At 66.9% G+C, this 24,018-nt stretch carries 26 protein-coding genes and 2 pseudogenes; 6 read left to right on the top strand and 22 right to left on the bottom strand.

Features of this window, described 5'->3' with window-relative positions; translation table 11 throughout:
- Window positions 1-416: 416 nt before the first annotated feature.
- The gene (locus ABZX61_RS63720) at window positions 417-1,064 is read right to left on the bottom strand and encodes a hypothetical protein (RefSeq protein WP_355212560.1); all 648 of its coding nucleotides are present in this window, start codon (window positions 1,062-1,064) and stop codon (window positions 417-419) included.
- The gene (locus tag ABZX61_RS63715) at window positions 1,061-1,594 is read right to left on the bottom strand and encodes a sigma-70 family RNA polymerase sigma factor (RefSeq protein WP_355212557.1); all 534 of its coding nucleotides are present in this window, start codon (window positions 1,592-1,594) and stop codon (window positions 1,061-1,063) included. The genes ABZX61_RS63720 and ABZX61_RS63715 overlap by 4 nt, the downstream gene beginning before the upstream one ends.
- A gap of 366 nt (window positions 1,595-1,960) precedes the next feature.
- On the opposite strand from ABZX61_RS63715, the gene ABZX61_RS63710 reads away from it, so the two are divergent.
- Entirely contained in the window at window positions 1,961-2,257 is a 297-nt protein-coding gene (locus tag ABZX61_RS63710; RefSeq protein ID WP_355212554.1) for a DUF4158 domain-containing protein, read from the top strand.
- On the opposite strand, the gene ABZX61_RS63705 is transcribed toward ABZX61_RS63710, so the two are convergent.
- On the bottom strand, window positions 2,232-2,771 hold the full coding sequence (locus ABZX61_RS63705) for an integrase core domain-containing protein (RefSeq protein WP_355212551.1): 540 nt from the start codon (window positions 2,769-2,771) through the stop codon (window positions 2,232-2,234). The two genes, ABZX61_RS63710 and ABZX61_RS63705, sit on opposite strands and share 26 nt — an antisense overlap.
- A gap of 396 nt (window positions 2,772-3,167) precedes the next feature.
- Here ABZX61_RS63705 and ABZX61_RS63700 point away from each other — a divergent pair, with 396 nt between their 5' ends.
- Window positions 3,168-3,557 carry a TetR family transcriptional regulator gene (locus ABZX61_RS63700; protein ID WP_355212548.1) on the top strand — a complete coding sequence of 130 codons (390 nt, stop codon included), beginning with the start codon at window positions 3,168-3,170 and terminating at the stop codon, window positions 3,555-3,557.
- A gap of 42 nt (window positions 3,558-3,599) precedes the next feature.
- Here ABZX61_RS63700 and ABZX61_RS63695 read toward each other — a convergent pair whose 3' ends face one another.
- The gene (locus tag ABZX61_RS63695) at window positions 3,600-3,881 is read right to left on the bottom strand and encodes a hypothetical protein (RefSeq protein WP_355212545.1); all 282 of its coding nucleotides are present in this window, start codon (window positions 3,879-3,881) and stop codon (window positions 3,600-3,602) included.
- 95 nt (window positions 3,882-3,976) lie between these two features.
- Between ABZX61_RS63695 and ABZX61_RS63690 the strand changes: the two genes are divergently transcribed.
- Window positions 3,977-4,114: a hypothetical protein gene (locus ABZX61_RS63690; protein ID WP_355212542.1), complete on the top strand. Its 138-nt coding sequence runs from the start codon at window positions 3,977-3,979 to the stop codon at window positions 4,112-4,114.
- 242 nt (window positions 4,115-4,356) lie between these two features.
- Here the strand turns inward: ABZX61_RS63690 and ABZX61_RS63685 are convergent, their stop codons facing one another.
- From ABZX61_RS63685 to ABZX61_RS63655, 7 genes and pseudogenes are all read right to left on the bottom strand, one after another.
- Window positions 4,357-5,238, bottom strand: coding sequence for a carbohydrate ABC transporter permease (locus ABZX61_RS63685; protein ID WP_355212539.1), 882 nt, complete (start codon window positions 5,236-5,238; stop codon window positions 4,357-4,359).
- On the bottom strand, window positions 5,238-6,092 hold the full coding sequence (locus ABZX61_RS63680) for a sugar ABC transporter permease (RefSeq protein WP_355212536.1): 855 nt from the start codon (window positions 6,090-6,092) through the stop codon (window positions 5,238-5,240). Before ABZX61_RS63680 ends, ABZX61_RS63685 begins: the two co-directional genes overlap by 1 nt.
- 165 nt (window positions 6,093-6,257) lie before the next feature.
- Window positions 6,258-7,622, bottom strand: a complete 1,365-nt coding sequence (locus ABZX61_RS63675; protein ID WP_355212533.1) for an extracellular solute-binding protein — start codon at window positions 7,620-7,622, stop codon at window positions 6,258-6,260.
- Window positions 7,623-7,770: 148 nt separating this feature from the next.
- A complete protein-coding gene (locus tag ABZX61_RS63670) occupies window positions 7,771-9,933 on the bottom strand; it encodes an alpha/beta hydrolase-fold protein (RefSeq protein ID WP_355212530.1) in 2,163 nt (720 codons plus the stop codon).
- 182 nt (window positions 9,934-10,115) lie between these two features.
- On the bottom strand, window positions 10,116-11,102 hold the full coding sequence (locus ABZX61_RS63665; protein ID WP_355212527.1) for a LacI family DNA-binding transcriptional regulator: 987 nt from the start codon (window positions 11,100-11,102) through the stop codon (window positions 10,116-10,118).
- Between the two features lie 331 nt (window positions 11,103-11,433).
- Window positions 11,434-11,670 (bottom strand): annotated as a pseudogene (locus ABZX61_RS63660) (hypothetical protein); the annotation flags it as partial.
- Window positions 11,671-11,681: 11 nt separating this feature from the next.
- On the bottom strand, window positions 11,682-11,813 hold the full coding sequence (locus ABZX61_RS63655) for a hypothetical protein (protein ID WP_355212524.1): 132 nt from the start codon (window positions 11,811-11,813) through the stop codon (window positions 11,682-11,684).
- A 65-nt stretch (window positions 11,814-11,878) separates the two neighbouring features.
- Between ABZX61_RS63655 and ABZX61_RS63650 the strand changes: the two genes are divergently transcribed.
- On the top strand, window positions 11,879-12,241 hold the full coding sequence (locus ABZX61_RS63650; protein ID WP_355212521.1) for an NAD(P)H-binding protein: 363 nt from the start codon (window positions 11,879-11,881) through the stop codon (window positions 12,239-12,241).
- A 196-nt stretch (window positions 12,242-12,437) separates the two neighbouring features.
- Here ABZX61_RS63650 and ABZX61_RS63645 read toward each other — a convergent pair whose 3' ends face one another.
- The 11 genes from ABZX61_RS63645 to ABZX61_RS63595 form a co-directional block, all read right to left on the bottom strand.
- The gene (locus ABZX61_RS63645) at window positions 12,438-12,986 is read right to left on the bottom strand and encodes a GNAT family N-acetyltransferase (protein ID WP_355212518.1); all 549 of its coding nucleotides are present in this window, start codon (window positions 12,984-12,986) and stop codon (window positions 12,438-12,440) included.
- A 22-nt stretch (window positions 12,987-13,008) separates the two neighbouring features.
- Window positions 13,009-13,953 carry a methyltransferase domain-containing protein gene (locus tag ABZX61_RS63640; RefSeq protein WP_355212515.1) on the bottom strand — a complete coding sequence of 315 codons (945 nt, stop codon included), beginning with the start codon at window positions 13,951-13,953 and terminating at the stop codon, window positions 13,009-13,011.
- A 400-nt stretch (window positions 13,954-14,353) separates the two neighbouring features.
- On the bottom strand, window positions 14,354-15,001 hold the full coding sequence (locus ABZX61_RS63635) for an HD domain-containing protein (protein ID WP_355212512.1): 648 nt from the start codon (window positions 14,999-15,001) through the stop codon (window positions 14,354-14,356).
- Between the two features lie 676 nt (window positions 15,002-15,677).
- Window positions 15,678-16,487 carry a PhzF family phenazine biosynthesis protein gene (locus tag ABZX61_RS63630; protein WP_355212509.1) on the bottom strand — a complete coding sequence of 270 codons (810 nt, stop codon included), beginning with the start codon at window positions 16,485-16,487 and terminating at the stop codon, window positions 15,678-15,680.
- A gap of 8 nt (window positions 16,488-16,495) precedes the next feature.
- Window positions 16,496-16,786, bottom strand: a complete 291-nt coding sequence (locus ABZX61_RS63625) for a DUF1330 domain-containing protein (RefSeq protein WP_355212506.1) — start codon at window positions 16,784-16,786, stop codon at window positions 16,496-16,498.
- 164 nt (window positions 16,787-16,950) lie between these two features.
- On the bottom strand, window positions 16,951-17,583 hold the full coding sequence (locus ABZX61_RS63620; protein WP_355212499.1) for a LysE family transporter: 633 nt from the start codon (window positions 17,581-17,583) through the stop codon (window positions 16,951-16,953).
- Window positions 17,584-17,797: 214 nt separating this feature from the next.
- Complete coding sequence (locus ABZX61_RS63615; protein ID WP_355212496.1) at window positions 17,798-18,349, bottom strand: TIGR00730 family Rossman fold protein; 552 nt, start codon at window positions 18,347-18,349, stop codon at window positions 17,798-17,800.
- 44 nt (window positions 18,350-18,393) lie between these two features.
- Window positions 18,394-18,849, bottom strand: a complete 456-nt coding sequence (locus ABZX61_RS63610; RefSeq protein WP_355212493.1) for a GNAT family N-acetyltransferase — start codon at window positions 18,847-18,849, stop codon at window positions 18,394-18,396.
- 155 nt (window positions 18,850-19,004) lie between these two features.
- Window positions 19,005-20,087, bottom strand: a complete 1,083-nt coding sequence (locus tag ABZX61_RS63605; RefSeq protein WP_355212490.1) for a serine hydrolase domain-containing protein — start codon at window positions 20,085-20,087, stop codon at window positions 19,005-19,007.
- Window positions 20,088-20,106: 19 nt separating this feature from the next.
- A complete protein-coding gene (locus ABZX61_RS63600; RefSeq protein WP_355212486.1) occupies window positions 20,107-20,721 on the bottom strand; it encodes a VC0807 family protein in 615 nt (204 codons plus the stop codon).
- Window positions 20,718-22,163 carry a hypothetical protein gene (locus ABZX61_RS63595; protein ID WP_355212483.1) on the bottom strand — a complete coding sequence of 482 codons (1,446 nt, stop codon included), beginning with the start codon at window positions 22,161-22,163 and terminating at the stop codon, window positions 20,718-20,720. The genes ABZX61_RS63600 and ABZX61_RS63595 overlap by 4 nt, the downstream gene beginning before the upstream one ends.
- 117 nt (window positions 22,164-22,280) lie before the next feature.
- Between ABZX61_RS63595 and ABZX61_RS63590 the strand changes: the two genes are divergently transcribed.
- On the top strand, window positions 22,281-22,883 hold the full coding sequence (locus ABZX61_RS63590) for a TetR/AcrR family transcriptional regulator (protein WP_355212480.1): 603 nt from the start codon (window positions 22,281-22,283) through the stop codon (window positions 22,881-22,883).
- A gap of 425 nt (window positions 22,884-23,308) precedes the next feature.
- Window positions 23,309-23,993 (top strand): annotated as a pseudogene (locus tag ABZX61_RS63585) (IS3 family transposase); the annotation flags it as partial.
- Window positions 23,994-24,018: the final 25 nt, after the last annotated feature.

The following is a 24,018-nucleotide window of genomic DNA, read 5'->3' as shown; positions in this document are numbered from 1 at the left end:
TCGCACACATGCACAACCTCGCCCTCACGGCATGAGCACGATTGCCCGAAAATCGTCCTGACCTGCCTGCACATAGATTTCTGCAACACCCTTTAGAGGGTGTTGCTGAACTCGTGATCTTGCGCGGATGATCAATCGGCGTGCCGGCGCAGGTCACGTTCAGTAAGAATGGCGACGAGCAGGCCGATAGGGAGCCCGGCCTCGATGGGGTAGCGGAAATGCTGGCTAGGTGCAGGCTGTGACTATCGCCTGGCTTAAAGAGAGGCCCGCAGCATAAGCCAGGCTTCAGGCGCGTTCCGATCGCGAACCCGTCAGGGAGGCCAGGCGCAGCGGCCCGACCTCCACCTCCCTGCACAGCCACGGGGGCCACCCGCCCGTAGGCCGATCAGCACCTCGCAAACCTCGCGCGAGACCTTTCAGTCCTGAGAGCTGGGCTCAACGCGAAATCCGCCACCGGGCACGAGGCGGCAGGCTGCCACCGGTCCCGTGGCCAGCCGGGCACGGTCGAAGCTGTAGTGGGCCTCCGGGCCTGTGGAGTAACCCACCTCATAGACCAACGTCTGGCCAGGCTTGATGCGATCCGGGCGGAGCCGCATCATGGATCCGCTCGAGCCGTCGCGGGGGGGCTCAGAAGTCATCAGATACGGATCATGGGGCGCGTAGCGGGCACGGGGCTCGGCGCAGTGCATGCTGGCGGGAAGGAAATCCACCACTGCGTTCACCCCGAGGGCCCGTAGCTTCTGCTCCAATCCCTTGGCGTCCTTGAACTCTCTGACGTAGATGTTGATGGAACCGTCCGCATCGCGCTCCACCGCGTTCGCGCGAGGACCGTCGGATCCGGTGATCGTCGGCAACCCAATGGTCATGGCGGCCGCTGCGGCGCACACGCTCAGCGCCGTTACCAGCCTCCAGCGGCGGCCTGGACGCGCAGGACCGCGTGCGGGAGGAGTTGTGCCGATGATTCTCTCCAGGGTCGCCGATCGCATCTGTGAATCGGCTACCACGTTCCTGGCCGGGTCGTACTTTCCGACCATAGCCTTGAGCTGCTCTAGGTCGCTTTTCACGTGAGCCCCTCCAGATAGCTATGAGCAGCGGTGGCCTGACCATCGGCTGTGAGCAGTCGGTGTAGCCGTTTTCGAGCACGATGGAGCCGCATTCTGGCAGTTGGCCACGAGCAGCCGACCGCCTTTGCCGACTGGCGAAGATCCAGCCCTTCCCATGCCAGAAGGAGCACGAGTTCACGATCGTCCTCGTTCAAGTTGTCGAGGGCCGCCAATGCGGCATGGCGGGCGGCCACGATGGCCGCGTGGTCGCTCTCGGCTCCATGCCGGAGGAGTCCCTCTGCCAGTGAAGCGGCCAGGCCGTCACGCCGTGTGCCGCTCCTGATGTGGTTGGAAACCACGTGGCGGGCCGTGGTGTAGAGCCAGGGCAAGGGCTGGTCGTGGGGCAGCCGGTCGTATTTCTCCCAAGCAATGCGGAACGTTTCGGCAGCAACGTCCGGTGCGTCCGCCGCTCCAACCCGCCGCCACGCATATCGCAGCACCTCCTCGTAATGTTCCTCGAACAGGCCAGTAAAGCCGGTCTGGTCGCTCAAACTCCGCCTCCTATCGGGCAGTACGAGGCCGCACTGCCTACTCGATAGGTGTCGCGGCGAGGCCGGATGTCACCGGGAGCCCCTCAACTTTTTGCTTGCGGTCCGCCGGGGGCCAGAACTCGCAGGTGGCGTCATAGGTCATCGACATTCTGCCCCGGGAGCTGTCGCCAAGTGCCTCCCGAACTGGTGACGTCGGCCCAGCACCGCGTCCCGGCCAACGTCAACACGAATTCATCGACAAACGCCTTCCAAACCCTCGTCGACGCAGCCACTGATGGGGTGCGGCCAAGGTACGGCGGAAACCGGCAATAGGCTGAGCGGCCCTCGGGTTTGCGCTGGTGAGGGCAGGGGGTCTGGGGTTGTGGCGTGACGTCGATCGAGCGGACCCCGTATCCGCGGTTCAAGCGGTTCCTGTCGGCCCGGGAGTTGCACGTGTTCCACACGCCGCAGACGGAGGAGATCGCGTGGGCGAGTGGGCAGGTGCGGTCGGACAACCACCTGCTGGCACTGATGGTGCAGCTGAAGTGCTTCAACCGGATGGGCTATTTCCCCGGCTGGGTGACGTCCCGGAGGCAGTGGTGGCTGTACCGCTTCAATACTCGTACATGTGGTTTGAGCTGGTGTTTCGTCGGGTCTGTCATGCGGCCCGGTGGTACTCGTTGATGGCTCCGCTGAGCACCTTTCGGCGCTGAATCCGGCCTTCCATCGGCATCACGACGTCCTCGTCTTGATCGGGTGGGCGTTGTTGGCAGGACTGGTGCGGACGGTGCGCGTTGTAGTGCTCGGCGTACTCGTTCAGGACCGATCGCAGGTGGCGTTCGTCGTAGATCAGCATCCGGTCGGTGCATTCGGCTCGGACGGTGCGGATCCAGCGTTCGGCGAAGCAGTTGGCTCGGGGTGTCCGCGGCGGTGTCTTCATCACCGTGACACCAGCCCAGGCGAAGATCTCATCGAAGACGGCGGTGAATTTGGCATCCCGGTCACGGATGAGGAACCGGAACGAGGCGGCCCGGTGTCCGATGTCCATAAGCAGGTTGCGTTTCAAGAAGATCGTGTCGATGTGGAAGAAGTCACAGGCGAGCAGTCCTTTCGCTGGCAGCCGTAGAAACGTCCGCCAAGAGGTGTCGTGGCTTCGTGGTGCCGGCCGGTGTCGGCGTGAACGCAGGATCCGTCGCACGGTCGCTTCGCTAACCTGCAAGCCGAGGCGAGCCAGCTCACCATGTATCCGCCCGTAGCCCCACCTGGGGTTCTCGCGGGCCAGACGGAGGACCAGACCTGGATCTCCTTGCTTGTTCCGGGACGGCCAGTGCGGTGGGGGTACGGGCCAACGCCGCCAGGACCGCTCGATCGGCCCGGTCCGGCTTCGGCCGGACTGGGCCGTTTCAACACGGCAACCTCATTCCGGAGCACCATGATCTCGGCATCTTTGGACGCCTGACCACGCCCCAGCAACACCAGCCAGCCAAACACTCGAATCAAGGTCAGATACAGCAGACGAACCAGCACAGACCGCGATCTTGCGTGCGTGGCCTCTGGAGGTCAAAGCCGCAGATCAGGTACCACCCGACGAGTTATGAAGCGGTACAAGGTCATCTCTATTTGTCAACGCGAGGTAGCGCAGGACCGCCGACAAGCCGCTGCGGGCCGACGCAACCGCGATGTCCTGATCGCCAAAGCACGAGAGGCCTTCGACGCCGGCGACTTCTTCGACCTGCGCTTCGACGACTTCGCCCGCCTGGCCGGGGTGGGCACCGGCACGCTGTACCGCCACTTCCCCACCCGGCAGGCACTGGCCGAGGCGGTCTACCACGGCGAAGTCGCCGCGCTGAGCGATCGCGCCCGCCGGCTACAGGCCACGCTGCCCGCAGCGGAGGCCTTGGCGACCTTCCTACGCGGCATGGTCGACCACATAGATGCCCACAAGGGCCTGGCCCGGACGCTGGCCACGCTCATGACCGGGTAGAAGGACGGCCCGGGCGCTTGGACCGGTAGGTCCACCGGCGCGTCACCAGGGCACGGTGCCGGCGCAGCAATGTCGCCGGGGTGACGAAGAAGACATCCACGACGGGCGAGGAATCAGCCGCGACAAGGCCGCGAGCCCGACCCGACCCCCCGGTTGGAGATCGGGCCGGTTCACCTGACGGCGCAATACGGCAACCTGATGACGAAGCACCACGATCTCAGCCGCCTTGGCCCGATCACCGCGACCCAGCAGGACCAGGAACTGAAAGACACGCCCGAGGAAGAGAGGGAGGGAAGACCACAACACCGTCAGCAGGATGCCCAAGACCTCATCATGCTCGAGCCACGAACCCCCACGTCAACCACGGCGGCCGAGTTTCCGCACCCCACAGGCCCTCGCCATGGCAGTCCGTCACCCCGGTGGCCACCACCGGCCCGGAGCGCGAGGACCTCGGCCGCGCGGAATACCTGCGCCTAATCGTCCAGCACGGCTCGGGCCGGACCACCTTCGACGACACGCTGCTCCCCGTCGGCTACGCGGTGCGCCCCACACGGTGACCCTGCGGTCACTGCACGCCGACCACGCCGACCTCGCCGACGGGACGTCCTTCTGCTCAAGGGGCGGCCGTCGTCCTCCAGGTGCACCAACATCGACCCGCACCGGCTGCCCGGCTTGAATGTCCTCATCCAGGGCCCGCCCGCCCGCTGCACGCGGACGGGCTGCCCGGGCTCCGCCTCGAACTCGTGCCGCACCCCAGGTCACCGGCCCCTGGTCTACGAGCCATCCCTGTTCTGAGGCCCTATCTCAGGCCGCCGACGGACAGGCCGCCGCGCCAGTGTCGCTGAAGCGTGAAGAAGGCGATGACGAGCGGGATGACCGACACGAGCGCGCCCAGGATGATGAGGCTCCAGAGGGACGTGCTGCCCGCGTTGTTGGCCGAGGCGATGCCCTGCCACATGCCGAGCCCGACGGTGACGGGGAAGAGACGGTTGTCGGAGAGCATGGCGAGGGGCAGGAAGTAGTTGTTCCAGGAGGCCACGGCGGACAGGAGCAGCACCGTGACCACCGCCGGCCGCATCAGCGGAAAGGCGACCTGGACGAACGTCCGGATCTCCCCCGCCCCGTCGGCCCGCGCCGCGTCCAGGATCTCGTCGGGGACCGCGTCACGCGCATATACGTGCATCAGATAAACGCCGAACGGGTTGAGCAATGAGGGCAGGATCACCGCCCAGATCGTGTTGGTCAACCCCAGTTGCGAGAACATCATGAAGGTAGGAATCACCAAGGCCGTCGCGGGCACCATCAACGCGCCGAGCACGAGGGCGAAGGAGAAACGCCTGGCGGCGAAGCGGTATTTGGCGAATCCGTAGCCGGCCATGACGGACAAAACCGTGGCCCCGACCCCGCCCGCGATCGCGTACAGGGTGGAGTTGAGGATCCACCTGCCGTAGATGCCATTGTCGTAGGTGAACAACTGCCGCAGGTTGCCGAGATAGTCGATGTGGTCGGCGAACCACAAGGTGTTGCCGCCCCCGAACAGTCCGGGGGCGTCCTTGGAGCTGTTCACGATGACCCACCAGAACGGCACCAGGAAATACACGACCAGAAAGCCGAGGAGCACCTGCAGCGGGAGGTGGCGTGACGGCCGGCGGCGGGCGCCCGCCAGGGAGCGGTCACTCATCACAGAAAGCTCCTCCGCTTGCGAGTGAAGAACAGGAAGGCGTAGACGCCGACGAACACGATCCCGCCGAGAGCGAAGGAGATCGCCGATCCGTAGTTGAAGTTCGCGAGTGCGAACGCCTGCTGGTACGCGTACATGTTGGGGGTGAAGTCAGGACCGATCGTGCCGGCCGCGAGGGAGCGCAGGATTTGCGGTTCGTTGAAGAACTGCAAGGTGCCGATGAGCGAGAAGACCAGGATCAGGACCAGCGCGGGGGTGATCAACGGGATCTTGATCCGCAGCGCGATCTGCCACTTGCCGGCGCCGTCCATGCGGGCGGCCTCGTAGAGCGCCGGGTCGATGCCCTGGAGCGCCGCGTACAGGATGATCATGTAGTAACCGGCCCACTGCCAGGTGACGACGTTGACCAGGCCGTAGAAGATCAGGTTGGTGCTCAGGAAATCAGGCGGCGTGGTGCCGAACCAGTCGAAGACGTCGGTGAGCGGCCCGAAGCTCTTGCTGTACAGGAATCCCCACATGACCGCCCCGATGACTGTGGGAATCGCGTAGGGAAGGAAGATCATGAGGCGCGAGAAGCGGGTGAACAGGGAGGTCACGGCGTCCAGGATCAACGCCATCGCGAGCGCGACGATGATCTGCAGCGGGATGGACACCAGCGAGAAGCGGATGACGAACCACGACCCCGAGAGGAAGCTGGGGTCGGTGAACGCCTTCACGTAGTTGTCGAGAAAGACGAAGCTGGTGCCGCCGATCAGCTTCTTCTGGAAAAGACTCAGATACAGCGCGTACCCGAGCGGCGCGATGAGCAACGCCAGGAAGACGATCCCGAATGGCCCGACGAAGAGCCACCCCATCAGATGCTCACGGAGGCGCACCTTACCGCGGATCTTGTGTGTCTTCTCTTGGGTGCTGGACACACCCTCTTCTAGCAGGAGGGACATCTTGGGCTCCGGGAAGTCGATGCGGGGAAACAGCGGGCGGGCCGGCCGGCCTCAGACGGCGCGGCCCCACCCTGCTCGTCACTGAACGGTGAAACCTTGCTCTTTGGCGTACTTCGCCACGTCTTCCTGCAGCCGGTCGGCGGCCTGCGCACCGGTGACAGAGCCCTCGATGAGCGCGCTGACCTGCTTCGTCAAGGCGTCGAAGTAGTACTGGCCGAACGGGCTGTAGGTCATGCCCTTGTAGGCGTTCGCCGCGGGCACGTAGACCTCCTTGTTCGCCTGCTGGCCGTCGAAGAACGCCACCTTCAGGTTCACGAACTCGGGGGAGTTGAGCGCCTTGAGGTTCAGCGGGAAGATGATCTGGTTGGTCCAGCCGTCGGTGAGCGACTCCTTGTCGGCGTACAGGCTGTACGCCACCTTCGCCGCGAGTTCGGGGTTCTTCGCCTGGCTCGTCACGGAGAAGGCAGACCCGCCCCAGTTCACCTGCACCGGGTTGGCGGGATCCCACTGCGGGAGCGGCGCCACCGCGAACTTGCCGGTGTCCTCGCCCTTGCCGACACCGGCACCGGTGAGGTAGCCGGGCGCCCACGCCGCCGAGATGTACGTGGCGTATTTACCGTTGATGACGCCGGAGATGTACTCGGGGGTGAACTGGTCCTGTGTCCCGACCAGCCCCTTCTTCGCCAGGCGCGCCCAGTAGTCGAGCACGTCCTTGGAGCCCTGGTCGTTCAGCTTGACGCCGACCTTTTCTGGCTGCGCCGGGTCGTAGGCGAACGGAGACGCGCCCTTCTGTATCTGCAGTGCCATCGTGAGGGCTGAGACGTTCGCGGCGAAGTCGCCGAAGTGCGGGCCGCCCGCGTCCTTCATCTTCTGCGCGGCCTGCTCGTACTCGTCCCAGGTCTTCGGCGGCTTGATGTCGTACTTCTCGAAGAGGTCCTTCCGGTAGATCATCGCCATCGGACCACCGTCGACCGGCACGCCATAGACCGCCTGACCGACGGAGACGTCCTTCCACGCGCCCTCGCTGTAGTCGGCCTTGACGCGGTCATAACCGTACTGCTTGATGTCGACGAGCGACTTCTGGATCTGGAAGGTCGGGATCCGGTCCATCTCGATCATGATGACGTCGGGCGCCCCGGTGCCCGCCGAGATGGCCGTCTGGAACTTGTCGTACTCATCGCTGCCCTGGCCGACGTTGGTCCAGCAGACCTGCACCTCACCGTTCTGCTTGTTGAAGTTGTCGACGACGAGTTGCATGTTGGGGTACCAGCCCCACATCGTCACGACCGGCAGGTTCTTCTTGGGGATCGTGTTCGTGCAGTTGCTGGCGACGGCGTTTCCGCTCGGGTTGCTCGTGCTGCCGGCCTGCTGGCCGGAGGAGCAGGCGGCGAGCGCGGAGGTGGCGGCGAGCAGGGCCGCCGCGATGATCCTGTTTTTCGTCATTGGCTTGTTTCCCTTGGGGATCGCTGTAGGAGAGCGATCGAACGGGACGGGGAACAGGTGACGCCACCTGTGCCCCGCCCTCGTGTCGATTCTCTTGTGAGCGCTAACATCACCCCGGGTGCGATATGTCGCCCGGGCCGGGCTTCCGTCAGCGCTTGAACAGGCGCGGTGCCAGGTCGATGAGGTTCTTCTGCCACACGTCCCAGCCGTGCGGCCCCGGGGTGACCCCGTCGAACTCGTAGCGGATACCGAGGTTGTTCAACGTGGTCAGGGACGTCATGAACGACGGGTAGACGAAGTCGGTCTGGTCGCCGACGTACAGGCGCAACAGCTTGGTCCCGTTGTTGATCGCCTGCGCGTCGACGCCGGCGCCGCTGCCGAACCCGGCCGAGAACGCCGCGACGTACGCGAACTGACCCGGGCGCGCCTTGAGCAGCGTGAGCGTCTGCCCACCTCCCATCGAGAGGCCGGCGAGGGCCTGCCGCGACGGGTCGCTGGAGATGTGGTACCGGGCACGGGCCGCCGGAACGATGTTCTCCAGCAGTTCCTTGGTGAAGTCGGACACGTTGCCGTTGCCCATCACCACCACCATCGGCACCAGGTCCCCGTCGAGGAACCGGTGGTCGAGGATCTGCTTGGCGCGGCCCATCTCCACCCAGTCGGTGTAGCTCTGGCCGCTACCGTGCTGGAGGTAGAAGACGGGGTACGGCTCCGCGCGGTTCGGGTCGTATCCCGGCGGGGTCCAGACCAGCGCGGTCCGGTCCTGGTTCGCGACGGTGCTCCGGTACGTCAGGCTCTCCACCTTTCCGCCCTGGCCGGCGGGCACGTCGGAGAGCAGCCGCGACCTCTCGCCGTTGACGAGGAAGGTGCTCCAGGTCGGCTCGGAGGTCACCTTCGTCGGGTTCGACACGTCCTTGACCGAGACGCCGTCCACCATCAGCCGGTAGTAGTAGAACCACGGGTCGAGCGGACCCACGGTCGCCCGCCACCGGTCGCCCTCGCGCGACAGCCGGACGCGCAGCCAGCTGCCGTTGGGAGCCAAGTTCGCCCACACCTTGACACGTTGGGCGCCCTTGAAGTCGGTCGTGGTCTCGAAGGTGACGAAGCGGTCCTCGCTCACGAACGGCGTCGGCGTGGTGCCGGGGGCCGGCGGGTTGAACTCGCCCTTCAGCCGCCCGTGACCGGCGCTCGGGCCGTGGTCCGACACCTTGCGGAACAGCCGCGGCACGAAGTCGATGAGGTTCTCCTGCCAGGCGTTCCAGTTCGCCCCGGCGTCGGGGTTGACCCCGTCGAACTCGTACGTGATCCGGGCGTGGTCCAGCGCCTTCGTCAGCCGGTTGGTCGCGTTGTACGCGGGATCCGTCACATTCCCGGTGTACAGGCGCAGCAGCTTGATCGCGTGCGCGTCCGGCCGGCCGACGCCGCCCGTCAGCAGACCCGAGAACGAGCCGGCGTAGGCGAACTGAGCCGGGTGGGCCAGTGCGGCACGTAGCGCCTGCGTCCCGCCCTCGGCCACCCCGGCGATCGCCTGGTGCGCCGCACCGCGGTGCACGCGGTAGCGCTCCGTGACGGCCTTCTGGAGCTCCTTGTCGCCGGCCGCCGCGTCACCGTCGCTGATCACGACCACCATCGGCTCCATGGACCGCTGAGCCGACAGGTTGTCGAGGATCTGCTTGGCGCGACCGAGGTCGAGCCAGTCGGTGGCGCTCACACCGGTGGCGGACTGCAGGAACAACACCGGGTAGGCGTTGGGGCCCTTGCCCGAGTACGCCGGCGGCAACCACACCAGCGCCGACCGCTCCTGGCCCTTGGTCCGGTAGGTGAGGGTCTCGACCTTGCCGCCCTGCCCTTGAGGCACGTCTGCGAGCAGGCGCACCGAGTCGCCCGCCACGAAGAAGGTGCTCAGGAGCGGCTTGGACGCGACGCTCGTACCGTTCGTCGGGTCCTTGAGACCCTTGGTGTCATCGCCCGTGACCTGGTAGGTGTACAGCCCCGGCTTGAGCGGGCCGAGGACCCCGGAAAAGGCGGTGCCCCGGCGGGTAAGGCCGAACTCCGCCCAGGTGAAGGAGGGCCCGAAGTTCCCCTCGATGACGACGCCGGACACCTGGCCCACGGCTGCCTCGACGGAGGCCACCGGAACGGTGAACGACGCGTAGCCGTCCTCGGAGACGCTGAGCCATGGTGTGTCCGCCGCCGCCGGCCGTGGCGCGAGCAGCACCGCCGCGATCAGCATGGCTCCGGCGGCGATCGCCACCGCGAATCGGCGTACGCCAATAGGCCGCGAGCTGCCGTGATAGGCTAATGAACGCATGTTTAACTCCCTTGATGGTTGGCCGCGGATGGCACCCGCCTGGCCGACCTGACTCATTGGTGAATGTGCTGCGGATTTCTGTGTGCACGTACCTCCATGGGTAAGGGGATTTGCGTCTGAACGCTCGGTGGCTCGAGCGTTCAGATGTGTCCGGGCATCACACTGTGTGTGACGCCCCGCTTTCAGGGCGTTCTGGGTGCCGCGGTGGAGCCGCGTACCACCAAGCGGATGGGAAGCACTATCTGGTGTGGGCCCTCCCAGTTACCGTTCACCAGCGACCTCAGCATGCGGGCGGCCTCGAACCCGAGCCGGTACATCGACTGGTCCACCGTGGTCAGCCCCGGATCGCTCAGCGCCGACTCCGGTATGTTGTCGAACCCGGCCAGCGACAGGTCGCCGGGAACGCTGAGCCCCAGTTCCTTCGCGACGTCCAGGGCCTTCAGGGCCATCCCGTCGCTCGCCGCGAAGATCGCCGTCGGACGGTCCTCCCTGTCCATCAGCGCCCGTGCGAGCGGGACCGCGGACTCGGGGTTGAAGTCGCCCCTGGCGATCAACGTGGGGTCTACCGGCACCCCGGCTGCGGCCAGTGCTCTGCGGTATCCCTCTTCGCGCAACCATGCGGCCTCCAGATTGGACCTGCCCGCGATGAATGCGATCCGCCGATGCCCCAGGGCGAGCAGATGCTCGACAACCGCGGTGCCCCCCGCGAGGTTGTCCGCCGTCACCGACGGCACCGTCGAGTCCCGCGCCGGATCGATGGCCACGACCGGGGTGTTGCTCCGCATGTCGCCCGAGGGCGTGATCACGATACAGCCGTCGGTGAGCGTGCCCGCCAGGCGGGCGAGATGCCGCCGCTCCCAGCCCTCGGAGTACCTTCCGTAGAGGTCGCTGTTGGCGTAGATGATCAGGTCGAAGCCCGACTGGGTCAGCGCCTCCATCACGCCCTTGAGCACTTCGGCCGTGTAGGACTGGAAGCTGTGGCTCACCAGGCCGAGGACGTTGGTGCGGCTGCGCCGCAGGCTGGTGGCCACCAGGCTCGACTCGTAGCCGAGGTGCTCGATGGCCGAGCGGACCTGTGCGATGGTGCTCGCGCTGACGCCGTAGCGGCCGTTGACCACCCGCGACACGGTCGCCGTCGAGACGCCCGCTAATCGCGCGACATCGCTCATCGTTACCAGCGTGCCGCCCTCAGCCATGCAGCCCTCACTAGTTGCAATCGTTATCGGTTACGTTTGCAGCGTCAACGTAAGCGATAACGATTGCCGATACAAGACCTTTTCGGCCAGCCGAACATCACGAATTGGACCAGCTGGAACGCTGGGCGTATCAGTGCGACGAGGCGGGCCCCGTCGAGTCGCAGACGCTGAGGGTCGTCGCCGGCTGCAGGTGCCGCGAGGCGGGCTGGACGCCGTCCGCCATGCCGAGCACGGTCTTGACGTGTGGGGTTCACAAATAGAGTGCGGTCTCTGACCTGCCAGTTCTCGGGATGGTGTCGGCTGGTCAGCTCGCGATCCGGTACTCGTTGATGAGGCTGCCGAGGATGGTTCTGCGGTGAACTCGTTGATCGGCCAGGTCGATGGGAGTTGGCGGTCCTGTTTCGGCTTGCGCTGGGGACAACTGTCCGATGCCGCGGTGAGGTCGGGCCGAGTTGTAGTGCTGCAGGGAGCGGGTGAGGGTTCTGCTCAGGTGTTGCTCGTTGAGGATGAGCATGTTGCCAGGAGTTCGCAGCGCAGTGTGCCGATGAGTCTTTAGTGTGCGTTCGCTTTCTGGGCCTGCGGTGGGCTCTTGAGGACGCGTAGGCCTGCGTCGGCGAAGACCACGTCGAAGGCATCGGTGAACTGGCCGCCGCGGTCGCGGATCAGGAACGTCAGCTTCGTCATATCGGTGCCGGTGTCGGTGTCGCTGAGGAAGTTACGGACGACCCGGGCGGTCCACGGGCGTCGAGGTGATCACTCCGGATCTGGAGGCGCCCGGCGCCCTCGACGACGTCGAGGCCGCGTTCCTCATGTGGCCCTTCCACTCGGCCGAACCCGCCCGCCCCATCGTCGACGCGCTCAAGCGCCGCGTCCACCACGTCGTCTTCATGACCGGTGGCGGCGCACTACCCGGGGTCGCGCCCGAGGAGCAGCCCAGCCCGGTCGCCCGCTGGCACGCCGCCGTCGAGCGGCTGATCGAGCAGTCCGGCATGGAGTGGACGGTGCTGAGCCCCAGCACCTTCATGGTCAACACCCTGTGGTGGAGCCCGCAGATCAGGGCAGGCGACAGCGTCCGCGGGGCCTTCGGCTCGCTGGCGATGACGCCGGCATGAACGCCTCGGGAACGGTGGTGCTTCGGCGTTTGTCAGACTCCGTCCACGAGCCTGGCGTTTCCGAGTCGGGGGTGGGCGCGGATGCGGCGCCGCTCAGTCCCGGTGGTGAGTGAGGCGATGGCCGGCGAGCGTTCCGGCCCCGAGGGAGGCAGGAGGCGTAACGTGCGAGTTGGCGATTGCTGCGCAGACGGGGAGGTCATACCGGGCGCGGCCGGTCGAGCATGCGAACCATGTGCAGTTTGGCGATGGGCCGGCCGTCGATGATGACAGCCCGGGGCTCGCGTCCCCACACCTCGAACCCGCATGAGCGGTAGAGGCGTTCGGCGGGAAGGTTGCCTTCCGACACGGTGAGTCCGACCTGGGTCAGCCTGTCGACGGACGCGGCGATCTGCAGGATCTGCCGGACCAGGACCTTGCCGATGCCACAGCCGCTAGCGTGCGGGGCGACCGCCATGCCGAACAATGTCGCTTTGTGGCGCTCCTGCCTCCGCAGGGGAACGGAAAGGCCGGCGATACCGATGAGTCGGCCCGCATAGTACGCGCCGACCACCGCGTCGTCCGGCCGCCCCGTGGCAGCCAGCCGTTCGATCGTCGCCGACAGCGGCTTGGCGTTCTCCTCCTCGTAACTAGAGGTGAACGCCGTGGGGGCGGCCCGCAACGCCTCCAGCCGGAACGCCCGGTACTGCGCTGCGTCCTCGACGCGGAGCTTGCGTACGACCACGCTCTCGTACCCGATGCCCGGCATCCTCCCGTGACCCCCGCAGTGATCAGTCGAGGCGAACACGGGTGCACCGGGTGATGTAGGGGAGAGCGATCTCCTCGCGACCTTTGAGATCGGGATGCGAATCCAGAAGCTTGTCCACGTCAGCCAGCAGCACCGCCCTGGCCGCCTCCGGCAGCGTGATCACGTAGCTGCGGGACGCGACCATGTCCAGGAGCTCGGCACGGGTCATCGCCTGACTCCACCGGATCTCCATGCGCTCTGGCTGGCCGAACGGTTCACCGATAGACGGTCGCGTGTCGATCGCGTGGCGGGAGTGCTGGTGAAGAATGCCATCCAAATCCGCCACCCACGGCTCTGCGAGGTCTCGGACGTTCCACACCAGCGAAAGAGTCCCGCCCGGTACGAGGACACGCGCGACCTCCGGCACGGCCAGAGCGGGGTCCACCCAGTGCCAGGCCTGCGCGACGATGACCGTGTCGACGCTGCCGTCCTCCAGCGGGATGCGTTCGGCTCGGCCCTCGCGCACCTCCGCCTTGGGGACGGCCTCGTACAACCGCTTGCGCAGCTGCTCGGACGGCTCGACCGCGATCACCCTCAACCCGGCCTCGACAAGGAGTTTTGTGTACTGTCCTGTGCCCGCACCCAGGTCCAGGACGCGCCGGGCGCGACGCGGCACCAGCCACTCGACGGAGGACAACGGGTATCCGGGCCGCCCCCGATGATAGGCGCCCGCGGCGGCCCCGAACGAGCTTGCCTGCACCTGCTGGGACCAGCGACGAGTGGCGCCCTGTCGCGTCATGCCGCACGCCCGCCCTATTTCCTCCCAACTCGCCCGTCCGCCGCGGCGCAACTCTCCGATGATCTCCGTTCTGCGCCACTCCAGAGCCGAGATTGTCTCCGTCAGTTGCGCAAGGGCAGCCAGCCCGCCATCACCGGCCACTTCGTTCGCGGTACGCCGCGCATCAGCGCCGAATTGTTCTGGCTTCACCGAAGCAACATATGTTGCTCTAGCGATGCGTGTCAACATGTGTTGCGCTCACATCGCGGGACACAGCTGCTGCGGCCGTCGTTCAACCGGGAGCATCCTGCCGAGTTCGCTGCAGGGGGACACGGTGGTGTGCTCCAGCTTCGTAGCGATCTCCTTACCTGACTCGGTCTTGACGCTCCACTAACCCCCTAGCAGCGGTACCGCCGTGGCCATGGGCACCGTCGCCGGTGGGTGTTAGCCGTACCGGATCGGACGCGTAAAGCCGATGCTCCTCAACGACCCATCGGGAGGCGGGCGGCAGCGATCGGACGCCGGCGTAGGGGGCTCCTCCGGACGGGAAGTGGCCCTGGCGCGCTTCTGGTCCGCCGTTCGGGAGCTTGACTCTCGCGTGACCGACCGCTCACGCTCCCCAGCGTGAGGCGTTCGCCGCGTGCTCCAGAGTCGTCGGGGTGCCGAGTTCCCCTCGTTCTCGGGTGAGTTCGCCGGCGAGGGTGTAGCGGGCAGCAGCCTGCGGCGCGCGTGCGGCGTGCCGGACGATGTCGTCGACCAGGACGGTGACCATGTTCAACCGCGGATAGCGCAGGTGGATGGCCTCGCCCTGCGGGTCGGTCAGGAAATCGGTCCCGATTCCGAAATCGGCTCCCACACCCCTGCGGGTGAGGTAGGCCAGTACTCCTCGGCGCTCGGCGATGCCGGGCGACGTGTGCAGCGCTATCGCCTCCCAGACCGGGTCCGTCTCGCGCATGCCATAGCCGTGCCCGGTGAGGAATTCGGCGGCCATGTCGGCGCCTTCGACCTCGAAGCGCTGCTTGCCGGGGGCCGACGGCGAGGTGCCGAGGTCGTGCAGGACGCAGGCGTAGAAGAGGAGATCGGCGTCGAAGTCGGTGCCGGTCTTCAGCCCTTCGTGTTCTGCGAGCAGGGTGGCGAAGAGGTAGCTGCGGATGCTGTGGTTGGCGACGGGTTCGCTCTCGCATGACCGGACAAGCTCGACAGCGTGGCGGGCCACAGGACCATCGGGCAGTGCCGGGATGCGACGGGAAAGATCCATGGCACGACCATAGGGGTGCGGGTGCGCGGGTTCAGTCAGTGGCATGGGTGCCAGGTGTCGATAGGATCGTGCCATGCCTGGTCAGGCACCCGGCGTTCCGCATCATGTGGTCGTGCTGGTCCTCCCCGACGTCCTCGCGCTGGACCTTGGCATTCCCCTGCAGGTCTTCGGCAGCTGGCGGGACGGGCCGTAAGGCTGACGTCTGCGCCGAACGGCCGGGGCTCGTCCCGGTGCACCGCGGTCCAGTGGTATCCGCCGAGTACGGGCTGAACAGTCTGGCGTCCGCCGATACCGACATCGTCCCCGGTCAGGCCAACCCCGGGCGCCCTCCGCGCCGGTCAGCGACGCGCTGGCGGCGTCGGCTGTCCGGCTCCTGGAGGCCAGGCTCAGCCACGCGCGGGAACTGCTGGAGTCCACCGACCTTCCCGGTGGAAGGCGTGGCACGGCGTTGCGGCCTGGGCACATCGGCCAACTTCCGCACGCTCTTCAAAGAGCACGTCGGCATCCCGCCCAGTGTCTACCGCGGCACCTTCCGCCCTGCCACCGGCAGCGGACCTTGCACCTCGACTGCGGATCCGTGACCGGCGCCACTCCCACTGTGCCGAGGCGTGGTGGACGGCTCCGGACTCCGGTTCGCCTCGGCCGTGAATCGTGGACGTGATCGCGGATCTCCTGTTCAGATGGCCCATTCCCCTCTTGCGAGGGTGACGGCGTGGCCGCCGACGTCGATGTGACCGTCACCGACGATGACCCTGAGACGACCGCGGCGGGAGGACGCCTGGAGCGCGTCGAAGCGGCGGCGGCCGAGGCGTTCGGCCCAGAAGGGGCCTAGCACGGCGTGGGCTGAGCCCGTGACCTGGTCTTCGTCCAAGCCGCGGACCGGGGCGAAGACGCGGGAGGTGAAGTCGACGTCGTCGCCGCCTGCGGCTGTCACGAGGATGCGGCTGACCGGAAGTCGACGGATTCGCGCCAGGTCGGGACGAACGGCCTCGACCTGATCGGCGGTGTCGAGCATGACGACGTACTCGTGGTCGTTGCACCCGAACCAGACCGCGTCGTCGAGGTCGAGGGCCTCCAGGACGGGACCAGGCACGGTTTCCTCGCGGAGCGCCACGGGGGTGAATCCCACCCATACGAGGCCGTCCTCACTCCGCGCCCGAAGTGGACCGGCCGTGGTCTCGAAGACGACCGGTTCGGTCGTGCCCACCGAGCCGGTCTCGTACAGAACGTGAGCGGCGGCAAGGGTGGCATGCCCGCACAGCGGCAGTTCGCTGGTCGGCGTGAACCAGCGTAGCCGCCGATCGTGCAGGAAGGCCGTGGTCGGCTGGTTCAGCTCCACGGCGACCTGCCGCATCCACTTCTCATCAACAGCCTCTGGCAGCACGCACACGATCGCCGGATTGCCGCCGAATGGCCGGTCAGTGAAGGCATTCACGTGTATGAGCGGAACTCGCGGTCGCGGCCTTGCTCGACGCGTTGTGTTCATCTCGTCATTCACCGGCCTTCCACAATCACTCGCACGCTGAGAGTGTTGCGCATGCGCAGAGGAGCGATCTCCCGGTAAGCCGCCGAGTCGTTCCAAGCCCGCGCGGCCGCCACGTCGGGAAACTCCACCACCACGACCTGCGCACCGTTCCAGTCCCCCTCCAGGACCGCGACTGGCTCGCCACGCGCGAGGTACCGGCCCCCGTACGGCTCCAGCGTCACGCCGACACGCCGCCGGTACTCAGCGAGCTCCTCCGCGTTCCCGGACGGACGGACGGTCGCGATCAGGTATGCACTCATGATCATCAATCCAATGCCTCGACGGTGGTTTGGGAGCAGGGTTGGATCTAGTTGTAGAGAACCCCAGCGTTCGCGTACGGCTTGATCGGGGTTGAGGGGCGCCCGACCGGACAGGCTGATCGGGCGCCCCGGGGTCATGGAGACGTTTCCGCGGCCTCGCCGTATCAGACCGCAGACAAAAGCAGGTGCAGAGCGAGCAAGATGATCACTGCGCTGGAGGTCAGAGCGGTGGCCAGCCTCCCGCAGCTGCTCGTGATGAGCCGGCCGAGCAGCGCACCACCGGCGGCCAGGAGTAGTTGCCAGCTCGCCGAGGCGGCGAATGCGGCCGCGACGAACACGGCCTGTTCGAGGGCGTGGGCGGTTGTTGTGGTCTGGATGCCGAGCACCAATGCCGCGAAGTAGATCACGGTGAGGGGGTTCAGCATCGTGAGGCCCAGCAGCGCCCAGAAGGCGCCTGCCGGACTGATCGGTCTCTGATCGGTCGTGACCGGGTGATGGCATTGGCGGTGATGCCTGATCGCCGTCGCCGCTCCCCGGAGGGCCAGGGCGATGAGGACCAGCGCCGCGCCGCAGCGGAGCGGGGCCACGACCGGTTGAATGAAGGGGGTGAGCGCGGCACCGCCGAGGGTGGCGATCAAGGCGTAGAGACCGTCTGCGCTCGCCACGCCGAGGGCGGCGAAGGCTCCGGTCTTCAGGGACGTTCGAGCGGTGAGAGCCACCAGATATGTCGCGACCGCACCCACCGGGATGGCGATGCCATAGCCGGCCAGGAGCCCCGCGACCAGGGCGGCGATCATGCCCTGAGGAGCATCGGCCTCCGGAGGCGGCGGGTCTGCTGTCGGCCCGGCGCCATCAGGGCGGCGGCGTGGGTGGGCGACAGGAAGAAGGGGGTTTTGATCACGGCGGAGAGTATGTGGGGAGCTCGCTGTGTCCCGCAACCGGATTTGGGGCCCGTTCGGGGAAGCGGATCGTTCGGGCGTCGACCGGCATCGCCTCGTGGCGGAAGATTCTTCATGCGTCGATAATCCGTCGAGACAGCGCCTCCAGCGCGGCGGGCAGCTCTTGCTCCACGACGATGTCCTCCAGTGCGACAGCGGACAGGAACCCACTGGCCACGATCGTGTCCAGGGCGTTTATCAAGGGGCTCCAGAAGCTGTTGGCGTTCAGGAAGCCCACCGGCTTGCGGTGGAATCCGAGTTGCCGCCAGGTCCAAACCTCGAAGATCTCTTCGAGGGTTCCGAGCCCTCCGGGCAGGGCCAGGAAGGCATCGGACTTCTCCGCCATGATCGACTTGCGCTCGTGCATCGTCTCGCAGACGTGCAGTTCGGTGATGTCGCCATGTGCCCACTCCCGATCGACCATGCTTCGCGGAATCACTCCGATCACCTCGCCGCCCGCCTCGCGGGCTCCGTCGGCGACCGCGCCCATGAGCCCGGCACGCCCACCGCCGTACACGACGCCGATCCCTCTGCCGGCCAGCTCGCGACCGACACCGACGGCCAGATCCGAGAAACCCGGGTCGGCGCCGGACAGCGAACCCGTAAAAATGGCAATGCGTTTCATGTCTCTCCATCAGAAGAACGAACAGCGGTCATGTCAGAAGACCTTCAGAGCGGTCTTGTCATGAACACGCTGTTCGGGTCAGACCGATAGTCCCCGAAGGGGTCGCAATAACCGAACCCGAATCTCTCGTACAACTTCCTCGCGGGAAGAAAGAAGTCGGTCGCGCCGGTCTCCAGGCTCAGCCGGGTGAATCCCATGGACTTGGCCTCGGCGAGAATGTGCTCCATCAGAAGGGACGCGATCCCGCTTCGCTTTCGAGCCGAAGCAGTGCGCATCGACTTCAACTCGGCATGAACGGCATTCAGTCTCTTGATCGCGCCACAGCCGACCACCGACTCGCCATCCCTCATCGACCAGAATGTGACCTCGGGCGTGCGGAGCCCATCAAGGTCGAGAGCGTGGGCGCTCCCGGGCGGCGTGATGGACCGCATCTCCCCGACGTGCTCGTTGAGGAACTCAGCGATCTGAGGGCTGGACAGGTCGTCCACAACGATGTTCATATGCCCATATATGAGAATATATCCCAAATATGGGAACCGGCGCGAGGAAGACGATCACAGCGGGGGCGCTACTCCATGATCGGCACGGTCGCCGGGTAGAGGAACCCGCCGTCACCGACGGGACGGCTCGGGCCTGCGACCCCCTGGCACGCGGTTCATTCTGTTAGGCGCTTGGGCATCGTTGAGCTCGCTGGCGACTTGGATGCCGCAGCTCCGCAGATAGGCGCGATGATGGACTGGGCGTCGGCTTGCGCGAGCCTGATGGTCAGGCGAACACCCCCGCCGACCATGTTGTAAAGGTAGGCGATGGTCATGAAGGCCACCCCGGCGGCCGTGTACGCCGTGAACGAGATCCGACCCGGCAAGCCCCACCACCCCTTCCACCACGCGACGGTCGTGCACACCACGAGCCCGGCGGTCAGCACGAAGGCCGTGGACGAGGCCGGCAGGGCTCCGATCAGCAGCGGGGAGCCCACAAGGATGGCGTCGGTGGGCGCGATGACGATCGTGGCCGCCAGCCCATACACGAAGACGGTGACGAGCCCGCTGGTCAGCCAGGCGAGCCACCAGGCGAGGCGGTGGCGAGCCGGGCGTCCACGCAGACGACGCACAAGGGCCGCGACCGGCATGCCGACCAGGGCGGCCAGGAAGGCGACCAGGCCGGCGTAGAGCAGCCACAGGTGGAGCGTGACCGGGGATCGCTCGAAGGCCCGATGGCCACCGGCGAGCAGGCCACGGTCGTCGAAGGGCCGCACGCGCTCCGGCAGGCCGTGCTGCCCGGCGCTCGCGAGCGGCTCGACGTCGGCGGGATCCGGCCACGAGGTGCCGAGGACGTTGGACTCGAAGCCGGCGGTGTGGGTCAGCAGATGCCGCAGGGTGATCGGCCGCCCGGGGAAGGTGTTGGGAATCTGGAAGGCGGTGAGGTAGGAGTTGACGTCCCGGTCCAAGTCGAGCCGGCCCTCGTGGACGAGCTGGAGGACGGCGGCAGCGGTGAACGTCTTGGCCGGCGACGCGGTGGCGAACCCGGTGATGGTCGCGTCCGCAGGGATCTTCCTGTCCCGGTCGGCATATCCGTACCCCTTGGCCACCACCTGGTGGCCCGCCGAGACGGCGGCGACGGCCGCGCCGGGGACGCCGTGCTCGGCCAGCAGCTTCGGTATCAGCTCGTCCATCAGGCCTGCCAGATCCGTGGCGCTCGCCGGTACGGGGAGGGGCACGAACGCCAGCAGCAGGGACATCACGGCACAGGCCCGCATGTCAACGAGCCGCGGCTCTGCCCAGCCGCTGCCGGCGGTAGAGCAGGGACCAGCCGATGAGGAGCGCGAACGTGGCGAGCTGGAGCACCGTGGACAGGCCCGCCATCACGTCGAGCGGCAGGCTGTAGATGAGCGGGATCCTGATGATCGACTCGGTGAGCAGCCCGGCGCCCCAGACGAGGGTCAGGGTGAGGAACACCTTGCGGAACTGGGGTGCCGACTGCCACAGCCGCTCCCATTCCGCGAGCTTGCCGGGGTCCCCGGCGGTCAGGCGACGCATGACGGCGTACATGAGAGGCTTGCCGGCCAGGCAGGAGCCGAGCAAGAGCAGACCGAGCATGCCCGACAGGAGCGACTCCTTGGCCAGCAGGAAGCGCGGGTCGCCGGTGACGAAGGCCAGCAGCAGGCCGGCCACGAAGCCAGCGCAGACCAGGGCGGCCAGGCCGTTGAACTGGCGCCTCACGACGGCGGCGATCAGCACGCGGACGAAGGCCGCCGCCGCGCCGAGCAGCAGCGAGAGCTCCTCGTCCACGCCGAACCTACGACAGGCGTAGTAGACCGCGACGGGCAGCACGACGTCCGGGACGAGCGTTTTGAGCAGGATGGACTTGTTCATCGGTGGCTCCCCGAGGTGATGAAGGTGGGCGTGAGGGACAGGGACAGGTGCACGTAGCCGCCCGCGACCTTGACCGGCACGACGGTGCCGAGCGCGTCCACGGCGTGCGCGGCGGGCAGGGGCCACGGCCAGTCGAAGGGGACGGGCGGCTCCTCCTCGCCGCCGAAGCCGTCGCGGCGCGACCAGGCGACGAGCAGCGGGTCGGATGAGTCGGTGCGCAGGTCGAAGAGGTAGAGATCGGGGCGTCCGGCCAGGTGGATCCGGTGGACGTCCGTCAGGTTTCCGAGGTGGCGCGAAAGCAGTTCGACGGTGTCGGCCGTCGGGTACCGAGGGCCGATGGCGGCACCCTCGTAGCCCATGAGGGCGAACGTGCCGAACATGAGTGCCCTGACCGTGTGCGTGCTGCCCTCATGGGAAGCCTCGGGCGCGAGCTGGAAGACGGCCGTCCTGCGTACTCCGGCCGCGAGCAGGAGCAGCGTGCGCGTCACGATGTCGCGCCCGGTCATCCTGAACCGTCTGGACTCCAGATCGGCAGGGCAGTCGTCGAGGAACATGCGCAGGCTCTCCGGCAGCTCGCGGCTGCGCTCGTAGAGCGCGGTCACGGCGGGCTCAGTCCGGCTCGCGGCCACGCCGTCCTGCGGGATCGGGGTCTGCCCGAGGAACTGCCTGCGGTGCGCGGCCAGCACCTCGCCGAGGTAGGGCAGGTTGCGGGGGAAGCTGGTGGGCATCGGGCCGTTGAACTCGCTGGCGGCGATCGGCTTGGCGTACCCGTGTGCGCCCATCTGCCGGCGGCAGGCTTCGATCAGGGCCGGGATCTGGTACGAGTCGCCGTACGGGTGGATGTCGAAGACATCGAACCAGTCGCCGGCGCCGGCGAGGACGCGGTCGAAATAGGCGATCCAGTGGCTGTTGCCGCTGATGTCGTCCGCGGTCATCGCGCCTGGTACGGCGGCGCCGAGCACGACGAGGGCGTTGGGGTCGGCCTGTTTGACCGCCCGGTGGAAGGCACGCAGGTGGGCGAGGTAGTCGTCGGGGCCGCCGGACCACAACAGCGGGATGTTCGGCTCGATCTCGCACTGCCAGAAACGGACGAGGCCGCGGGCGCGGCGTACCAGCGCGCCGACGAAGCTTTCGTACGTGGAAGGGTCCTTGGCGGGTGAGGCGGGCAGGAAGCGGGTCGCCTGCCTGGTCGCCCACGGGGAGGCGGCGCACACGGTGATCCAGAGCTCGTCGTCGTTCTGGAGCTGGCCGAGGAGGGTGTCCACCACGGTCCAGTCGAACCTGTCCGGCTCCGGTTCAATCTGGGACCAGAAGAGGTTCACGCGCGCGAACCGGCCGCCCAGGGCTCGAACGTGGTGCATGAACGGCTCGGGGGCGCCGAAGAGCCCGTAGGTGGCCCCGCGGTTGACGCCGGTACGGACGTCGCCGAGGAGGTCTGTCATGTGGTCTCCAGCCATAGCAGAAAGATAGTCCCTTATTAAGGGACGCTTAGGACCTTATAAGTATCTGCCCTAGGATGCAATAAGAGACGAACAGGACCGCAATCATCAGGAGGGGCCGTGGCGCCGACGACCAAGGCGGAAGGAGACAAGCGCTTCCGGCGACGGGGTGTGGAGCTGGAGGAGGCCCTCTTGCGGGCCGCGGTCGACGAACTGACCGACGGCGGCTACGCGCGGCTGACCATCGAACGGGTGGCGCAGCGGGCGGGCACCAACAAGACCGCGATCTACCGCCGCTGGCCCAACCGCGCCGCGCTCGCCTTCGCCGCCTACCGGCACTTCGTGGCGCGGCCGACGGCCCTGCCGGACACAGGCGACCTGCGTACCGACGTGCTGGAGCTGTTGCGAGGGGCGGCGACCCGGATGGGGTCAGCGGTGGGCGGCGAGATCCTGCGCGGCGTGATGTCCGAGATGCACGCTCATCCGGAACTGTTCGAGCACATTCGCGAGGAACTCGCGCACGAGCCCGGCGCCATGATGACCATCCTGGGCAGGGCGGTAGCGCGCGGCGAGGCCAGACCCGACGCGCTGAGGCCCCGCGTGGCGACCGTGCCGGTCATCCTCCTGCGCCAGGAATATCTGATGAACCGGGACGCGGGCATCTCCGAGGAGACCCTGGTCGAGCTGGTCGACCAGGTCTTTCTGCCCATGGTGCGGCTCTGACCACCCTCAGGCGAACCGAGACGACCACGGGAGTCCAGGTGGAGGGCTCGTGTCCGTCGTTCGGCGGGTCGTGGGGGCGTGTACCGCTTCCACATCGGCCACAAAACAGCGGCATCCCCCGGGCGGTGACGGGCATCTACCGAAATGCCGGCTCCTGGCCGAATCGCCACCCGGCGCTCCTGGAGCGGGTGGCATCGCCATGTCCTCCTGGCCTCGGCTGCCCACCTGTTCCTCCACCGAACTGGGCGCTGACTCGCGCCGGAAGTCAACGTCCGCAGCTCCTGAACGGCGGGCAAAGCAGCCGTCCCCCGGGGCAACGAATCGGCGATCTTGCGCACAATGAGACGCCGCTGAGGGGGTGTTCCCCCTTGAATATGGACACCTTGGAGACTGGATCTTGGGGTCCAGGGGAAGAGATGTCCCTGATGGTGATGAAGAACTACCCGCCCGAGTTCAAGGCCGACGCGGTGGCGTTGGTGTTGTCGCGGCCGGACCGGACGATCACGTCGATCGCGCGGGATCTGGGGGTCAGCCGCGAGACGCTGCGGGTGTGGGTGCGGGCTGCGCAGGCTCGGGGTAAGACCGGTCCGGTGGTGCCGCTGCCGGTCGGTCGGCTCCGTCTGGGCACGTACCCTCGGACGACGTGCTGGAAGAGGAGAACAAGCAGCTCAAGGCCCGAATCCGGGAGCTCGAGCAAGAGCGGGACATCCTGCGTAAGGCGGCCAAGCTTTTCGCGGGCGAGACAAACTGGTGAACCGCTTCCAGTTTGTTGAGGATCACAAGGCGCTCTACGGGGTGAAGCGGTTGTGCCGGGTGCTGCAGGTGTCACGCTCGGGCTTCTACCGGTGGTTGAAGGGCGCCGCGGCGCGGCCGGCCCGCCGCCAGGCCGATGAGCAGCTGACCGAGCAGGTACGGCGAATCCATGCCGAGCATGACGGCACCTACGGCTCGCCCCGGATGACGGCCGAGCTGCGCGCGGCCGGAATCGTGGTCAATCACAAGCGGGTGGAACGGGTGATGCGCCAGCACGGCATCGCCGGGCTGCGGCTGCGCAGAAAGGTCCGCACCACCGTTCCGGAGCCGGACGCGGCACCGGTGGCCGACCTGTTGTAGCGCGACTTCACCGCCGAGCAGC

Origin of the sequence: Nonomuraea sp. NPDC003709 (genome assembly GCF_040610775.1) — a bacterium.
GTDB classification, from domain to species: domain Bacteria; phylum Actinomycetota; class Actinomycetes; order Streptosporangiales; family Streptosporangiaceae; genus Nonomuraea; species Nonomuraea angiospora_A.
Note: the sequence above shows the minus strand (reverse complement) of the source record. Positions and strands in the feature narration are given on the sequence as shown.

Excerpts from the sequence above, each read along its gene's own strand:
- ABZX61_RS63670 (WP_355212530.1), bottom strand. The coding sequence starts at position 9,933 with ATGCGTTCATTAGCCTATCACGGCAGCTCGCGGCCTATTGGCGTACGC.
- ABZX61_RS63645 (WP_355212518.1), bottom strand. The coding sequence starts at position 12,986 with ATGCCGGGCATCGGGTACGAGAGCGTGGTCGTACGCAAGCTCCGCGTC.
- ABZX61_RS63665 (WP_355212527.1), bottom strand. The coding sequence starts at position 11,102 with ATGAGCGATGTCGCGCGATTAGCGGGCGTCTCGACGGCGACCGTGTCG.
- ABZX61_RS63675 (WP_355212533.1), bottom strand. The coding sequence starts at position 7,622 with ATGACGAAAAACAGGATCATCGCGGCGGCCCTGCTCGCCGCCACCTCC.
- ABZX61_RS63615 (WP_355212496.1), bottom strand. The coding sequence starts at position 18,349 with ATGAAACGCATTGCCATTTTTACGGGTTCGCTGTCCGGCGCCGACCCG.
- ABZX61_RS63625 (WP_355212506.1), bottom strand. The coding sequence starts at position 16,786 with ATGAGTGCATACCTGATCGCGACCGTCCGTCCGTCCGGGAACGCGGAG.
- ABZX61_RS63635 (WP_355212512.1), bottom strand. The coding sequence starts at position 15,001 with ATGGATCTTTCCCGTCGCATCCCGGCACTGCCCGATGGTCCTGTGGCC.
- ABZX61_RS63610 (WP_355212493.1), bottom strand. The coding sequence starts at position 18,849 with ATGAACATCGTTGTGGACGACCTGTCCAGCCCTCAGATCGCTGAGTTC.
- ABZX61_RS63605 (WP_355212490.1), bottom strand. The coding sequence starts at position 20,087 with ATGTCCCTGCTGCTGGCGTTCGTGCCCCTCCCCGTACCGGCGAGCGCC.
- ABZX61_RS63600 (WP_355212486.1), bottom strand. The coding sequence starts at position 20,721 with ATGAACAAGTCCATCCTGCTCAAAACGCTCGTCCCGGACGTCGTGCTG.
- ABZX61_RS63685 (WP_355212539.1), bottom strand. The coding sequence starts at position 5,238 with ATGAGTGACCGCTCCCTGGCGGGCGCCCGCCGCCGGCCGTCACGCCAC.
- ABZX61_RS63595 (WP_355212483.1), bottom strand. The coding sequence starts at position 22,163 with ATGACAGACCTCCTCGGCGACGTCCGTACCGGCGTCAACCGCGGGGCC.
- ABZX61_RS63655 (WP_355212524.1), bottom strand. The coding sequence starts at position 11,813 with ATGACGAAGCTGACGTTCCTGATCCGCGACCGCGGCGGCCAGTTCACC.
- ABZX61_RS63620 (WP_355212499.1), bottom strand. The coding sequence starts at position 17,583 with ATGATCGCCGCCCTGGTCGCGGGGCTCCTGGCCGGCTATGGCATCGCC.
- ABZX61_RS63630 (WP_355212509.1), bottom strand. The coding sequence starts at position 16,487 with ATGAACACAACGCGTCGAGCAAGGCCGCGACCGCGAGTTCCGCTCATA.
- ABZX61_RS63680 (WP_355212536.1), bottom strand. The coding sequence starts at position 6,092 with ATGGGGTGGCTCTTCGTCGGGCCATTCGGGATCGTCTTCCTGGCGTTG.
- ABZX61_RS63700 (WP_355212548.1), top strand. The coding sequence starts at position 3,168 with ATGAAGCGGTACAAGGTCATCTCTATTTGTCAACGCGAGGTAGCGCAG.